The organism is Pseudomonas sp. NFACC25 (assembly GCF_900100935.1).
Lineage (GTDB): Bacteria > Pseudomonadota > Gammaproteobacteria > Pseudomonadales > Pseudomonadaceae > Aquipseudomonas > Aquipseudomonas marginalis.
Genome location: NZ_FMUC01000024.1, coordinates 42,266 through 55,496 on the forward strand (window position 1 = coordinate 42,266; position 13,231 = coordinate 55,496).

A 13,231-nucleotide genomic window follows, 5' to 3' on the forward strand; every position below is an offset into this window, starting at 1 on the left:
AATTCATGCTCTTTGACCCAGTCAAAACCAGATTTAATGGTTTCAGTGAGGCAATGCTTAAATGGCAATTGGATACGCAGTATGATCCAAAGCGGCCAATGGGGAATGTTGCCAAGTCTGATTTGTCCGATGTGATTTCAGCATGGCTAGTTGGCCTCCAAGGCGAGATTGCACCGGTACTTCCCCGCTCTCTGCAATGGATAGATAAGGCCATAGAAAACGACGAGGAATTCGGGCCAGACATTAATGCTCACAGGACAATATTGCACTGGGCAAAAGCTCTGGGTGAATGGATGGAAACGGGCTGGAATTCTGAAGGCGAATGGGGCGCGGCCCGTGTGTATGAGGAAGCTCGCTGGCGTTACGAAAAACGCCCTTGGTCAACGCATGATATTGTCAAAACTGGCCTGGATGACTACATGGCTTTTGCATATCAGAGCGGCGAACACGACGAAGGCTTTGAGGCAGGTATTGAGATGTATCAACGTTGGAGTGGCAAAAGAGAAATATTGCTATCCAGCACTTTGAAGCCCCGAGACTTTGGCTATGCTTTGTGCCTTCATCGAACTGCCCGTCAGGAGTTTAATGAAGACGAACTTTTTAAAGCTGGTAGAAAAATGCTTCAGGCCAATTTGCAAAAAACTTGGTTGGGCGGTGGGCAATATATTCGTGCAGCTACGTGGCTCAAGATTGTCTACTGGCACAACGATGAAGCTCTGACACCGTTACAAACTGTTTTGAAAGCATACGAAAACATGCCTAAAGTACCTCGGCCGGATTTTGTTTCAATAGTATGATCTTTTTGTAATGTCGAATCGATTTGGGGCAAAAGCGACAGGTGGTGCCGGTGAAAGTGCAGGCGCCATGCGCCGATTGGACTATGAAGGTGCTCCCTACCACGGAAAAGTCGAGAATGCAGTTAATGGTCGAGCTCCGGTTAATGGTCAAGAAGCGCTAGATTTTTCGATTCAAGTTAAACGGAGTCTGACCCCGAGTGATCTCAGATGATTGCCAGTTTTGAGACTGGGGGTTATCCATCAACACCTGTAGGAAAATTGGTTGGTACGCAATCTACGATGCCGGATGGTTCGCGTGTCCGTGTCATGCAAGCAGATAGCCGTAGTCCTCAGAGGGCTTCGTTTGAAAATGCTAATGGTGGGCCAATAGATCCAACAACGTGCAAGCCACCACAGCCACCGAAAGGTATTTCTAAAATCGAAAGAAAACAGTGGATTAGAGAAAGAACGCATATTGAGCAGGTGGACTAATGTTTGATTTTTTAAAGCTTGTCATGTCATTTTCCTCACTTCGTATTAATAGTATTGAGTGGGATGGTGATTTTTTGAACGTTTCTGGAGACGGTTGGAGCTTTAGCAGTAGTAGTGCCTGGAGGGTGTCTAAGGATGACGACATGTTGTTTGCATGTAGGGATGATCAGGCAAGTGTGCGTATTAAAGAGTTGGTAGGTCTTTCAGTTGGAAGTGTTTCGTGGATCGCCCAGAATCAGCCCGTAGATCCATCTCTTGCACTTTCTGATGGTAGAAGGCTTGATGTATTTTGCTCTTCTGTTTGCGAGCCTTGGGTAATGACTCTTCCGAATAATATTGTTTATGTTGGGAATTCATAAAGTGCAAAAGGAACAGGGCAAGCTTTACGGGAAGTTGAGATTGTTTCTGGCAGTAAAGGTGCGTGGAATAAAGAGTTGAATAAGTCTGTGCCGAATACCGTATATAAGGTCTATGTGAATAAAAACTTCCCAACAGATGGCTTGAGCCACGTTGAGAGGGTCGAGTCAAATCTTTCATTAATAAAATATGATCGGAGTACATATCAGCAATGTGTGGCAGGCAAGTGCGGCGTTAGTGGGGGCGAGGGTGGGCACTTGATTGCTAGTATGTTCAACGGACCTTGGGAGAGATTGAACCTTCTTCCCATGAATGGGAACTTAAATGAAGATACTTGGAAATCTATGGTGAATGCATGGGCGTTCGAACTTAAAGGGGGTAAATAGGTTGGCGTGAAAATTCTTGATTATTGCAAATTAGTGCGATTTAAAGAAAATTAATGCCAGTCAGAGCAACTTAGAGTAACTCAGTGCAACTTCTCTCGGGTGTGGGGTCAGCACGTTTTTGTTGAGGCACGTTACCGACTGTTTACAAACGAGCTGCGCCATTCGTAACCAATCGACCGGACCAGTGGTGAAACAGTAAGCTATAGTGCTGTGCCCATTTATACAGGTACAAACCCAATGCCAACCGGTGTAATGTTGTCTGCTCGTGGGGCAGGCGGTTTTACTCTTGATGTATAAATTCCGAACGTGAGTGGAGTTAAGTAAGAATGATAAATAAACTGATTGCTCTCCTTTCACCACCCTCTCAGCGAATCTTTGATAATGCGGCTTGGGCGACCTTTGAATCTGAGGGAGGTCTGCGATTACCATCTGATTTTAAACAGTTCATATCAATTTACGGATGTGGAGCAGTAGACGATTTCGTATGGGTGTTAGATCCATTTTCAGAAAACTCAAATTTGAATTTTGACAAAAGCCAATATTTTATAGATGCGTACGCTGTAATGAGGCAGGAATTTTTATCGGACTATCCAAGACCAGATTACCCTGCGGAAGGCTCTTTTCTTCCTTGGGCGGTAACGGATAATGGAGAAACTTTTGTTTGGTTGGTTGATGGGGAGCCAGACTCATGGAAAGTTGCTATTCATAGCTCGGATCAGGGGGAAGAGGAAATCTACAACTTCGGCTGTGTTGAGTTTATTTTAAAGCTGCTTAGCAGAGATATTTCGTCAAAAATTCTACCTGGTCAGTTTCCTCCTGTTGATCTAGATAAACATTTTTTACAGCTGCTGATTAGATGCAAAAGGAACTGCGAGCGGCTTGCCGTCTGGTGAAGCGAAATTAGTCGATAACGGTACACCAGCGGCTGATGATGCGAGTTTTACAGAAACATCCACATTAGGATGGACGAACATCTCGAGTGACGCTCGCGCGGTGGTCCGGGACGTCGAGTACTATTCAGGTGTGCCGATGCCCTCTAATCAGCGCACGCAACTTGCAGATGAGTTGCGTCAGGTGGATCACACTTATGTCGCACCCAGAAGCGACTATCAAGCCTTACAGCGTGAATACAATAGCCAGCGAAATAATCTCAAGCGTGAGTGGGAGTTGAATACTGGCTTGATATGGCCGAAGACGGAGAGTGGTGTGGATTTCCAAGCGCACCTTGTGATACCACAGCAGTATGGTGGACCTAACCAATGGTGGAATTTGCATCCGGTGCCGGGTGGAAGTGCTCACCAAGGTGGCGTTCATGCCCCAGCAAGTCCAACAACTACAGCATTTCCGCAGAACCCTCCGAGGCGACCATGACCATGTACGAAAAATTAGAAGCCTTCAATGCACTCGCATGCGTGCTATTAGAGCGTCTGACCCCTGTTTCTTCTGATGACGTGAGTGGGATGCGACAGCAGTGGCCAGCAGCTCCCGATGATTACTTTACTTTTATGCAGGAGCGGGGGCATGGTGAGATAAAGGAGGACGACTGCGCGCTGTCGCTTTTGACTATTCAACCCATATTGTGTCCTGCGGCAGACTACTTTGGTGATGATGGGTTTTATAAAGACGGACCCTATGAATCGGGTGCTAAGGGCGAGGTGTGGCTGTTCGGCTGGGATAGCACCGGGACTGCTTTCGGTTTCGACAGTGGAGACAGCTGGCGATTGTTGGAAATCGACAATATGCGTTGGATAACGCGACTTGACTTGTCGTTTCGTCAGTTCGTCGAAGGGTTGTTGGTTTGTTATCCGCAGCGGCCGATAAGCTTTGCGAATGGAGTTTGGCGCGACTCGGGAGATGTTTCTTACACCCTGTCGGAGCTTCGTTGGTTGTAATGGTGGCTATGAGCTAACCGGTGACTGGGGGCGAGTAGCTATTAAGGGAGAAGCTGTAGATGTAATTGTGGAATATTAGTTGGTCAAAAAGCCATGGATGGAACAGTTCTTCTAAAGTTTGCATGGAGTCGACTTCTAGGAGGTGGCGAAAAATTAATATACTCCTCGAAAAAGATTGCGTTCATTAGTGCTCATTATTTGCTGATGGGGATTTTGGTGACCTTGAAAGGATAGAGCTGGAAGGTTTTAACAAGCTAGGAACTGTCGAATTTTGGTCTAAAGGTTGGGTGGGTATTGATATATATGACTGTGCTCTTGATGAGCAGGTTATGAATGTGTTGCTTTCTCCAGAAGAGGAAGAATCTGTTTCTCAGGCATTTGAGAGTTTTGTAAGGATATTGACGCAAGATAGTTGATGGTGCAAAAGGCGCAGTAACGGCTCTAGAGACAACCAGTCCTGTTGTCGTGACTGGGAAGTGCGCAATTGATAAGGTACAAAGTTACGAGGGGGCTCTTCGAGACGTATAGATGGCCCGTCTGTTTCACGCTGTCATATATCACGGTGATATTGACGGCTGGAGAAAGGATATTAAAGCCGGTGCCGAAGGCCTCGGGTTGCTGCTGGCTCGAATCGAAGGTAATCAATTTGTTATTACCGATGGCCGCTCCATTCCTCTTTCAGAGTGCAAAATAGAGTTCTCTTAAACTTGCTCCACTGACACCGGCCTTGCGCCGGTGTTTTTGCACCCTACCTGCACACTTTCTGCAGTTAAGTGGGGGGTAAACGGGGTCTGACCGAGTGATCTCCAGATCACCCAACAGGTGTTCCAACGCTAATCTCAGAGACAAAGTTGACTCAAGGCGCAGGAAGATATAACTATGTCGTTCTTCAGGATGGTCAGTTAGTGAACCGACTGCTCTGCAATGGCTTGCGCTCGACAACTACATGAGAAGCGCGAGTGGGGGACGGCTATCTCAGTGGCCCCACCACCTGCCGATACTTCTCCACCCCCTGCGGCGTCTCCCGCACCAAACTGATCTCCAGCCCCAATGGATCCTCACGCCGATTCCCGCTCAACTGCCGCCAGCCCTTATCCGCCTCCCACACCCGCACCTGCAGGTCACGGACCCCGCTCAACACCACCACCCCATCTTTCGCCGCCGGCAGCGGATAGCGGTCTCGGGCGGGGGCCGCAGCGCGATACAAACTGTCGCCCTTGAGCCACCAGCGCACCCGTTGCAGGCCATCGCCGGCGACGGGTGCGCTGCGAATGATGTCCAGCCGAAAGCCTTTGCTGTCGGAACTGCGCACGGTGATCGCCGCCAGTCCATCGAGCTTTTCTGCACTGTTCTTTGAGGGCTCCGGGGCGTTCAGTTCGACGCTGGCGCGCAGGCTGATGTCGCGCTGCAGTTGGTTGAGGGTGCGCAGCAGCACTTCGGTCTGTTCGCTGCTTGCCTGCAGGTGCTGGTCGGCGCGGGTGACGCTGTCCAGGCCGCGCCAGGCGATTACGCTGACCACGGCCATAAGCATGATCGCGACCATCACTTCGATCAGGGTGAAGCCTTGTTCGGAGCGCTTCATGGCTGGCTCACCACGCGCATCAAGCCGGCGGTGTCGCGTTGCAGGCTGAGGCTGTGTTGGCCGTCGGACAGCACGATGCGCACGGGTGGGTTGATCCATTCGGCGTCGAGCACCAGGGTTTGCCGGGGTTCGATATTGATGTGCATCGGTGTGCTTTCCCACAGGCGCGGGCGCAGTTGGGTGTCGCCCTGGAACGCTTCGACGCCGCTGCCATCGTCGGTACGGCGGTTGAAGCGAAAGCCCTTGGCGTCGGCGCGCCAGGTGATCGGGCGGCCGTCCGCGCGGGCTTCGGCCTGGGCCACTTGCAGCAGTTGGCTCAGGCGCTCGGCGTCCTTGCGCAGCAGGTGCAGCGGGTCGGGCTTGATGGTCAGGCTGATGGCGGCGCTGGCGATGCCGATGATCACCAGCACCACCATCAACTCGATCAGGGTGAAGCCTTGCTGTTTCATCGGTAGGCCCCTCGAAAGCTGGTGAGCTTGTGAAATAAAAACGTGCGAATTGGCCTGTAGGCTGGTGCCATGGACAAACAGGAGGTCCTTCCCATGGCATTCACCCTGCGTTTCTCACCGGCCCACGGTGTGCAGATCGTGGCGTTGCTGGCGGCATTGGCCGGTGTGGCGGTCTGGACGCCGCTGCTGCTGACGTCCGCCGAGTCCCATACGCCCCAGGCCGCGCCCCAGGTGCTGGCGGCGCGCAGCGATAACCCGGCGCTGCAATGGTTTTCCAATGCGCCGGCGGCGTTGCAGGTCAAGGTCTCTGGGGTGCTGGCCGGGGCGCGCGGTGCGGTGGCGATCCTCAGTCTCAACGACGGCCCGCCGCGCAGTTTCCTGCTGGGCGAGCGCCTCAGCCCGGGCGTGCGGCTCACGGCCATCGAAGGCGACGGGGTCGAGATCGAGCGCGGCGGCGAGAAGCTGCGCGTCAACCTCGACAAGTTGCCCGATGGGCCGGCCTTGCCGCGGCTCACTCGGCCCTGACCTGTGTCTCCACGCGGGCCAGCGGCGGCGCCTCGCGGCTGGCGTCGAGCACCTGCACGTTGACTTGAAACAGGCGGCCATCGCGACTGATGGTCTGCTCGCACCGCAGTTTCAAGCGCCCCTGGTCACAGCTGAAGGTCTTTGTGCCGTCGCGCAAATGCCCCTCCAGGCGCAACTCCGCCAGGCGACTCTGCGCCGCCAGCAACCCCATGGATTTGTCCCGCAGCAGGCCGTTGCCCTGGGTCATCAACCCGGCCACGCGGATGGCGGCGGCCATCGCCACAGCGATAATCGCCAGCGCCACCAGCACCTCGATCAGGGTAAAACCTTGCTCCTTGCGACGGCCGTACATGGCGTTCTCAAAGCCGGGAAACAGGCCCGCAGACTAGCGCCGGCAGTTGACCGATTGGCGACCGAAACTCCCGAGGATTTTCAATACGACTGACATGTGTTCTTGCAACACTGCGCCACGAAATGTACCCAAGCCAAGGAATGTCGAGATGGATATCGCGCGCCTAACATCCCCATTGCCAGGCCCTCGCGGCCAGCGTGGCTTCACCTTGATCGAGATCATGGTGGTGGTGGTCATCCTCGGGATCCTCGCGGCGATGGTGGTGCCCAAGGTCCTCGATCGCCCGGACCAGGCGCGGGCCACCGCCGCGAAACAGGACATCGGCGGGTTGATGCAGGCGTTGAAGCTGTATCGCCTCGATCACGGCACCTACCCGAGCATGAACCAGGGCCTGAAAGTGCTGGTGGAGCGCCCGGCGGATGCCAAGAACAATAACTGGCGCGCCTACCTCGATCGTTTGCCCAACGACCCCTGGGGCCACCCTTACCACTACCTCAATCCGGGCGCCAACGGTGAGGTCGATGTGTTCTCCCTGGGCGCCGATGGCCAACCGGATGGCGATGGCGTGAATGCCGATATCGGCTCCTGGCAGTTGTAAGGCGCGCCATGAAAGGGTATTCGCCCCCAGCGGCGAAGCAGCGCGGCATGGCGATTATCAGTGCCTTGCTGATCGCGGCGGTGGTGGCGGTGATCGCCGGCGGCATGCTCACGCGCCAGACCGTATTCACCCGCAGCCTGGAAGCCGAACAGTCGCGCGTGCAGGGCCAATGGCTGTTGCTCGGTGGCCTTGAACGCAGCCGGCAGATGCTCTGGGAGGCGCGCCAGAAGGACGCGCTGACCCGCCTTGACCAGCCCTGGGCGCGGGCCCAGACCGGCGTGTTCGAGGGGCGGATCGACGATGAACAGGGCAAGTTCAACCTGCGCAACCTGGTTAACCGCCAACAGCCCGACGCCGAGCAATTGCAGAGCTTCGAGCGCCTGTGCCGCACCCTGGGCGTGGCCCCGGCCGTGAGCCGGCGCATCAGCCAGCGGGTGATTGCCTCCTACGAACAGAACGGGCAGCCCGCCAAATACCCGATGCTGCGCAGCCTCGACGACCTCAGTGGCCTCGAAGGCCTGACCCCGGAGGTGTTGCAGCGCCTGCAGGCGTACGTCAGCGTGCTGCCCGGTAATACCTGGGTCAACGGCAACACCGCCAGCGCCGAAGTGCTCAGCGCGGTGGTGCCGCAGCTCAGCCTGTCCCAGGCCCACGGGCTGGTGGCCGAGCGCGACAACGGGCATTGGTTTATCAACCGTGGGGATTTCGTCAACCGTCTGCACTTGCCCCAGGTGGAGTTGGAAGCGGTGCAAGTGGGCATCACCAGCGAGTGGTTTCGCCTGCAGGGCCAGGCGCGCCGCGAGCGCCGGCGGGTGACGATCGACGCGTTGCTGCACCGCCCCGAAGACCGTGAGCCCAGGGTGATCTGGTCGCGGGTGGGCGTATGAAACGCCTGCGCATTGCCTTGCCGCCGCTGGATCAGGTCCGTGCTGAAAGCCAGGTGAAGTTTGCCTGGCTCGAGCGTGGCGTGGTGGTGGCCGAGGGGCAGGAAAGCCTGGCGCAACTGGGCAAGCGCCGGCAGGCGGTGGACTGCTTTCTGCACCCGCGTGACAGCCTGCTCACCAGCCTGGAGCTGCCGCCATTGCCCGCAGCAAAGAACCAGGCGGCGGTGGCCTGTGCGGCCCAGGCGCTGATCCTCGGGCCGGTGGAACAGATGCACGTGGCCCACGGCCCGCGCGAAAGCGATGGGCGCGTGCAGGTGGGCTGGGTGCCCAAGGCCGGGCTGGAACGGCTGGGCCAGGTCTTGACCCAGGTGCAGCTCAAGCTGCGCGGCCTGTACCCGGCGCCCTATGCCTTGCCGGTGGGGGCGGCGGCGTTGGACGACGGCTATCTGTTGACCCGCGACAGCCTGCAGCAGGGCGCTGTGCACCCGCTGGGGTTGCAGGCGCTCGACGTGCCGCTGGTGGCGGAGGCGCAGCGTTGGAGCGGCGCGGTGCCTGGCTGGGGCTTGCACGCTCGCCTCGGTCAAGCCTCCGGCGCCGGATGGGGCAGGGCGCTGGCCTGTGTGGCGCTGGCCGCTGCCATCTGGACCGTCGGCCTCAACCTGTATGCCGCGCGCCAGGTCGACGAAGGCCAACGGCTCAAGGCGTTGATGAACCAACAGGTACGCCAGGCGTTTCCTGAATTACCCGTGGTGCTCAACCCCTTGCAGCAGGCCCGTCAACAGTTGGCCGCACGTCAGAGCGGCGCGGCTGCCGATTCGGGCCAACGCTTCAGCAGCCTGCTGCAACTGGCAGGCAGCAACCTGCCCTTTATGGTGGGCAGCGTCGACAACCTCAATTTTGAACAGGGCACCTTGCACCTGGCGTTACTCGCCGACAGCCGCAACCCGGCGGCCGAGGGCGAGTGGCAGGCCGCGTTGGCCCAGGCCGGTTTTGCCGCCACGCGCGATGAGCAGGGCTGGAGCATCGGCCCGGCGCCGGCCACGGAAAAAACGGAGGCCGGCGATGAATAGGTGGCTGCGCCTGCGCACCCGGGCCCAGGTGTTCTGGAGCGGCCTGGCCCTGCGCGAGAAACGCCTGCTGATCGGCGCCGGGCTGGTGTTGGCAAGCCTGCTGACCTGGCTGGTGCTGGTGCAGCCGGCGTTGAAAAAGATCGACTACTGGCAGGCCGAAACCCCCAGGCTGCGCGCCCAGGCCGAAGCCTTGCAGGTGCTGTTGCAGGATGTCGCCGCGCCGCGCCAGGCCGACGAAGCCGCGTTGCGCCAGGCCCTGGACAGTGCCGGCCTGCAAGGGCATTACCAGGTACAGGCGCTGGAGGCCGGCGGTTGGCGCCTGACCTTCGACAACGCCCCGGCCGACGCCGTGGTGGGCTGGCTGCTGGGCAATCCCCGTTCATTTTCCCTGGAGGTGTCCGAGGCGCGTTTGCAACGTGCTGCGGATGCCGTCGATAACTCGGCCGGCACTGTGTCCGGGACCGTTCGCATGGATCAGGCGCCTGGCGCTAAGGAAGCTTCATGAAGTGGTCAGTCCTCCCTTTTCGCAAGGCCGCGCCGTTGCTGTTGCTGGCCTTGAGTGCGTGCAGCAGCCCGTCAACCACGCCGTTACTGGTGGACAGTGAGCTTGGCCAACCCCTGGCCGATACCCGTCGCAGCGGCGATACCCTGCTGGATCGCCAGCGCGACGAAGCGCCGAAACCGCGGGTCCAGCACCCGGTGACCAACAGCGTCCGTGGCCAGGCCCCGGCGCCAGTCAAGGCGCGTAACCCGCTGGGTGACCAGCCGGTGCAGCTCAACTTCGTCGATGCCGATATCCAGGCGGTGGTGCGCGCGCTGTCTCGTGCCACCGGCCAGCAGTTCCTGGTGGACCCGCGGGTAAAGGGCAAGCTCACCCTGGTCAGCGAAGGCCAGGTGCCGGCCCATCAGGCCTACGACATGCTGCTGGCGGCCCTGCGCATGCAGGGTTTCAGTGTGGTGGATGTGGGCGGCGTGGCCCAGGTGGTGCCGGAGGCCGATGCCAAGTTGCTCGGCGGGCCGATCTACAGCGCCGGCAGCAGTGGCATGCAGACGCGCACCTTCCGCCTGCAATATGAAAATGCGGTGAACCTGATCCCGGTGCTGCGCCCCATCGTGTCGCCGAACAACCCGATCAACGCCTACCCCGGCAACAACAGCATCGTCATCACTGACTATGCGGAAAACCTCGCGCGGGTCGCCCAGATCATCAGCGGCATCGACACCCCCAGCGCCATCGACACCGATGTGGTGCAGATTCAAAACGGCATCGCCGTGGACATCGCGGCCATGGTCGCCGAACTGCTGGAAACCCAGGGCGCTGACCAGACCCAGAAGATCAATGTGGTCGGCGACCCGCGCTCCAATTCGATCATCATTCGTTCCGGCAGCCCCGAGCGTACGGAGCTGGCGCGCAACCTCATCTACAAGCTCGACAATGCCCAGAGCAACCCCAGCAATATGCACGTGGTGTACCTGCGCAACGCCCAGGCCGCCAAGCTGGCCCAGTCGCTACGCGGGCTGCTCACCGGCGAGAGCGATTCCGGGGTGAGCGACGATGGGCGTGGCAAGCTCAGCGCCATGGGCGGCAATGGCAATAGCAGCCAGGGCACGAGTAATGCCCAGAACAGCAGCGGCACGCCCACCGGCAGTGGCGTGCAGTCGGGCTACGGGCAAGCCACCGGTTCCAGCACCAGCACCAGCAGCGGCAATACCGCCAACGAGCAGGACACCGCGTTCAGCGCCGGCGGGGTGACCATCCAGGCCGACGCCACCACCAACACCCTGCTGATCTCCGCGCCGGACCCGCTGTACCGCAACCTGCGGGAAGTGATCGACATGCTCGACCAGCGCCGCGCCCAGGTGGTGATCGAAAGCCTGATCGTGGAAGTGGGCGAGGACGATGCCACCGAGTTCGGTGTGCAATGGCAGGCCGGCAACCTGGCGGGCAAAGGTGGCTTCGGTGGCGTTAACCTGGGTGGCAGCGGTGTCGTGGGCACGCCCGCCAGTCCCACCAGCATCGACGTACTGCCCAAGGGCCTGAATATTGGCGTGGTCAACGGCACCGTGGATATTCCGGGGATCGGCAAGGTGCTCGACCTCAAGGTCCTGGCCCGTGCCTTGAAGAGCAAGGGCGGCACCAACGTGCTGTCCACGCCGAACCTGCTGACCCTGGACAACGAAGCGGCGAGCATTTTCGTCGGGCAGACCATTCCATTCGTCACCGGCAGTTATGTGACCGGTGGCGGCGGTACCAGCAATAACCCGTTCCAGACCGTGCAGCGCGAAGAGGTGGGGCTCAAGCTGAATGTACGCCCGCAGATCTCCGAGGGCGGCACGGTGAAGCTGGATATCTACCAGGAGGTCAGCACCGTGGACACACGGGCATCGGTGTCGGCGGGCACGGTGACCAACAAGCGCGCGATCGATACCAGCATCCTGTTGGACGATGGGCAGATCATGGTGTTGGGCGGGCTGTTGCAGGACGGCTACAGCCAGAGCAACGACGCGGTGCCGTGGCTCTCGGATATTCCGGGGTTGGGGGCGTTGTTTCGCAACGAGAAGCGCAGTGTGAGCAAGACCAACCTGATGGTGTTTTTACGGCCCTACATCATTCGCGATAGTGGCGCGGGGCGCAGCATTACCTTGAACCGCTATGAATTCATGCGTCGTGCCCAGGGTGGGTTGCAACCGGAGCACAGCTGGGCGATGCCGGATGTGCAGGCGCCGCAATTGCCGTCGGTGGAGAAGGCGATTCCGGGCGGGCAGCAGCAGGGGCCGAGGGCGGTCATTCGCGCGGTGCCTGTAGGTGCACGACCATGAGCCTGCTGTACGCAGGACCAAATGTGGGAGGGGGCTTGCCCCCGATGAGGGGGTGTCAGCCACAGATGTACAACCTGACCCACCGCTATCGGGGGCAAGCCCCCTCCCACATTTGCACTGTGTATTCCTGTGGGAGAGGGGTATGAGCCTGTTGCCTTACGCCTGGGCCAAATCCCAACGCATCCTCCTGCGTCCCGGCGCCGACGGCATGCTGCTCACCGTCTGCCCCTCAACCCCCGGCTGGTCGATCAGCGAAGTACGGCGCCAGTTCGGCCAGGCCCACCTCGAGCAGGTACGCGACGATGAACTCGACGGCCTCCTCGCCAGCGCTTATGCCGATACGGGCAGCGCCGCCGCCGTGGTGGGAGCGGCGGAAAACGAGGTCGACCTCGACCGCCTGATGCAGGACATGCCCGAGATCACCGACCTGCTCGACACCCAGGACGGCGCGCCGGTGATCCGTATGATCAACGCCTTGCTCACCCAGGCCGCGCGGGACGAGGCCAGTGATATCCATATCGAGCCCTATGAAACCCACTCCGTGGTGCGCTACCGCGTCGACGGCACCCTGCGGGATGTGGTGTCGCCGCGCAAGGCGCTGCATGGTGCGCTGGTGTCGCGGATCAAGATCATGGCCCAGCTCGACATCGCCGAAAAACGCTTGCCCCAGGACGGTCGTATCGCCCTGCGCGTGGCCGGGCGGCCGATTGATATTCGTGTGTCGACCGTGCCCACCGGGCATGGCGAACGGGTGGTGATGCGCTTGCTCGACAAGCAGGCCGGGCGGCTGCAACTGGAGACCCTGGGCATGGAGCCGCAGCTGCTGGCGCGCCTCGACACCTTGATCCGCCAGCCCCATGGCATCGTGCTGGTCACCGGGCCTACGGGCAGCGGCAAGACCACCAGCCTGTACGCCGCGCTGGCGCGGCTGGATGCGAGCACCAGCAATATCCTCACCGTGGAGGACCCGGTGGAATACGACCTGCCGGGCATCAGCCAGATCCAGGTCAACGCCAAGATCGATATGACTTTCGGCCTGGCCCTGCGG

General features: G+C 58.9%; 16 protein-coding genes. 13 read left to right on the plus strand and 3 right to left on the minus strand.

Annotated elements, in window-relative coordinates; all coding sequences use genetic code 11:
• Nucleotides 1–5: 5 nt before the first annotated feature.
• The 6 genes from BLQ09_RS30375 (at nt 6) to BLQ09_RS31380 (ending at nt 4,608) form a co-directional block, all read left to right on the plus strand.
• On the plus strand, nt 6–797 hold the full coding sequence (locus BLQ09_RS30375; RefSeq protein ID WP_092359756.1) for a hypothetical protein: 792 nt from the start codon (nt 6–8) through the stop codon (nt 795–797).
• Nucleotides 798–1,267: 470 nt separating this feature from the next.
• Nucleotides 1,268–1,627 (plus strand): hypothetical protein, encoded by a 360-nt coding sequence (locus BLQ09_RS31200; RefSeq protein WP_137213091.1) that lies wholly within the window; start codon nt 1,268–1,270, stop codon nt 1,625–1,627.
• Between the two features lie 87 nt (nt 1,628–1,714).
• Nucleotides 1,715–2,011, plus strand: a complete 297-nt coding sequence (locus BLQ09_RS32105; protein WP_371856065.1) for a DNA/RNA non-specific endonuclease — start codon at nt 1,715–1,717, stop codon at nt 2,009–2,011.
• A 326-nt stretch (nt 2,012–2,337) separates the two neighbouring features.
• Nucleotides 2,338–2,904 (plus strand): SMI1/KNR4 family protein, encoded by a 567-nt coding sequence (locus BLQ09_RS30385; RefSeq protein ID WP_092359760.1) that lies wholly within the window; start codon nt 2,338–2,340, stop codon nt 2,902–2,904.
• Between the two features lie 474 nt (nt 2,905–3,378).
• Nucleotides 3,379–3,903 carry a hypothetical protein gene (locus tag BLQ09_RS31205; RefSeq protein WP_139202148.1) on the plus strand — a complete coding sequence of 175 codons (525 nt, stop codon included), beginning with the start codon at nt 3,379–3,381 and terminating at the stop codon, nt 3,901–3,903.
• A gap of 528 nt (nt 3,904–4,431) precedes the next feature.
• A complete protein-coding gene (locus tag BLQ09_RS31380; protein ID WP_155954384.1) occupies nt 4,432–4,608 on the plus strand; it encodes a hypothetical protein in 177 nt (58 codons plus the stop codon).
• Nucleotides 4,609–4,873: 265 nt separating this feature from the next.
• Here BLQ09_RS31380 and BLQ09_RS30395 read toward each other — a convergent pair whose 3' ends face one another.
• Both BLQ09_RS30395 and gspH read right to left on the minus strand, forming a co-directional pair.
• Nucleotides 4,874–5,485 carry a type II secretion system protein GspJ gene (locus BLQ09_RS30395; RefSeq protein ID WP_027607549.1) on the minus strand — a complete coding sequence of 204 codons (612 nt, stop codon included), beginning with the start codon at nt 5,483–5,485 and terminating at the stop codon, nt 4,874–4,876.
• On the minus strand, nt 5,482–5,934 hold the full coding sequence (gene gspH / locus BLQ09_RS30400; RefSeq protein WP_027607548.1) for a type II secretion system minor pseudopilin GspH: 453 nt from the start codon (nt 5,932–5,934) through the stop codon (nt 5,482–5,484). Before gspH ends, BLQ09_RS30395 begins: the two co-directional genes overlap by 4 nt.
• Before the next feature lie 93 nt (nt 5,935–6,027).
• Between gspH and BLQ09_RS30405 the strand changes: the two genes are divergently transcribed.
• Nucleotides 6,028–6,459, plus strand: a complete 432-nt coding sequence (locus tag BLQ09_RS30405; RefSeq protein WP_027607547.1) for a type II secretion system protein N — start codon at nt 6,028–6,030, stop codon at nt 6,457–6,459.
• Here the strand turns inward: BLQ09_RS30405 and gspI are convergent.
• The gene (gspI, locus tag BLQ09_RS30410; RefSeq protein ID WP_027607546.1) at nt 6,446–6,811 is read right to left on the minus strand and encodes a type II secretion system minor pseudopilin GspI; all 366 of its coding nucleotides are present in this window, start codon (nt 6,809–6,811) and stop codon (nt 6,446–6,448) included. The two genes, BLQ09_RS30405 and gspI, sit on opposite strands and share 14 nt — an antisense overlap.
• 148 nt (nt 6,812–6,959) lie before the next feature.
• Between gspI and gspG the strand changes: the two genes are divergently transcribed.
• The 6 genes from gspG to BLQ09_RS30440 all read left to right on the plus strand — a co-directional run.
• The gene (gspG, locus tag BLQ09_RS30415; RefSeq protein ID WP_027607545.1) at nt 6,960–7,409 is read left to right on the plus strand and encodes a type II secretion system major pseudopilin GspG; all 450 of its coding nucleotides are present in this window, start codon (nt 6,960–6,962) and stop codon (nt 7,407–7,409) included.
• An 8-nt stretch (nt 7,410–7,417) separates the two neighbouring features.
• Nucleotides 7,418–8,296 (plus strand): type II secretion system minor pseudopilin GspK, encoded by an 879-nt coding sequence (gene gspK / locus BLQ09_RS30420; protein WP_175472346.1) that lies wholly within the window; start codon nt 7,418–7,420, stop codon nt 8,294–8,296.
• Nucleotides 8,293–9,363 (plus strand): type II secretion system protein GspL, encoded by a 1,071-nt coding sequence (gene gspL, locus BLQ09_RS30425; RefSeq protein WP_092359765.1) that lies wholly within the window; start codon nt 8,293–8,295, stop codon nt 9,361–9,363. The genes gspK and gspL overlap by 4 nt, the downstream gene beginning before the upstream one ends.
• The gene (gene gspM, locus BLQ09_RS30430) at nt 9,356–9,868 is read left to right on the plus strand and encodes a type II secretion system protein GspM (RefSeq protein WP_092359768.1); all 513 of its coding nucleotides are present in this window, start codon (nt 9,356–9,358) and stop codon (nt 9,866–9,868) included. Before gspL ends, gspM begins: the two co-directional genes overlap by 8 nt.
• Nucleotides 9,865–12,183 carry a type II secretion system secretin GspD gene (gspD, locus tag BLQ09_RS30435; RefSeq protein ID WP_092359770.1) on the plus strand — a complete coding sequence of 773 codons (2,319 nt, stop codon included), beginning with the start codon at nt 9,865–9,867 and terminating at the stop codon, nt 12,181–12,183. The genes gspM and gspD overlap by 4 nt, the downstream gene beginning before the upstream one ends.
• Nucleotides 12,184–12,325: 142 nt before the next feature.
• A partial coding sequence (locus BLQ09_RS30440) for a GspE/PulE family protein (RefSeq protein ID WP_175472347.1) occupies nt 12,326–13,231 on the plus strand: 906 nt, incomplete at its 3' end.

Coding starts and splice junctions, on each gene's coding strand:
- BLQ09_RS30395 (WP_027607549.1), bottom strand. CDS start 5,485: ATGAAGCGCTCCGAACAAGGCTTCACCCTGATCGAAGTGATGGTCGCG.
- BLQ09_RS30405 (WP_027607547.1), top strand. CDS start 6,028: ATGGCATTCACCCTGCGTTTCTCACCGGCCCACGGTGTGCAGATCGTG.
- gspH (WP_027607548.1), bottom strand. CDS start 5,934: ATGAAACAGCAAGGCTTCACCCTGATCGAGTTGATGGTGGTGCTGGTG.
- BLQ09_RS30385 (WP_092359760.1), top strand. CDS start 2,338: ATGATAAATAAACTGATTGCTCTCCTTTCACCACCCTCTCAGCGAATC.
- gspK (WP_175472346.1), top strand. CDS start 7,418: ATGAAAGGGTATTCGCCCCCAGCGGCGAAGCAGCGCGGCATGGCGATT.
- BLQ09_RS31200 (WP_137213091.1), top strand. CDS start 1,268: ATGTTTGATTTTTTAAAGCTTGTCATGTCATTTTCCTCACTTCGTATT.
- gspI (WP_027607546.1), bottom strand. CDS start 6,811: ATGTACGGCCGTCGCAAGGAGCAAGGTTTTACCCTGATCGAGGTGCTG.
- gspG (WP_027607545.1), top strand. CDS start 6,960: ATGGATATCGCGCGCCTAACATCCCCATTGCCAGGCCCTCGCGGCCAG.
- BLQ09_RS30375 (WP_092359756.1), top strand. CDS start 6: ATGCTCTTTGACCCAGTCAAAACCAGATTTAATGGTTTCAGTGAGGCA.
- BLQ09_RS31205 (WP_139202148.1), top strand. CDS start 3,379: ATGACCATGTACGAAAAATTAGAAGCCTTCAATGCACTCGCATGCGTG.
- BLQ09_RS31380 (WP_155954384.1), top strand. CDS start 4,432: ATGGCCCGTCTGTTTCACGCTGTCATATATCACGGTGATATTGACGGC.
- gspL (WP_092359765.1), top strand. CDS start 8,293: ATGAAACGCCTGCGCATTGCCTTGCCGCCGCTGGATCAGGTCCGTGCT.
- gspD (WP_092359770.1), top strand. CDS start 9,865: ATGAAGTGGTCAGTCCTCCCTTTTCGCAAGGCCGCGCCGTTGCTGTTG.
- gspM (WP_092359768.1), top strand. CDS start 9,356: ATGAATAGGTGGCTGCGCCTGCGCACCCGGGCCCAGGTGTTCTGGAGC.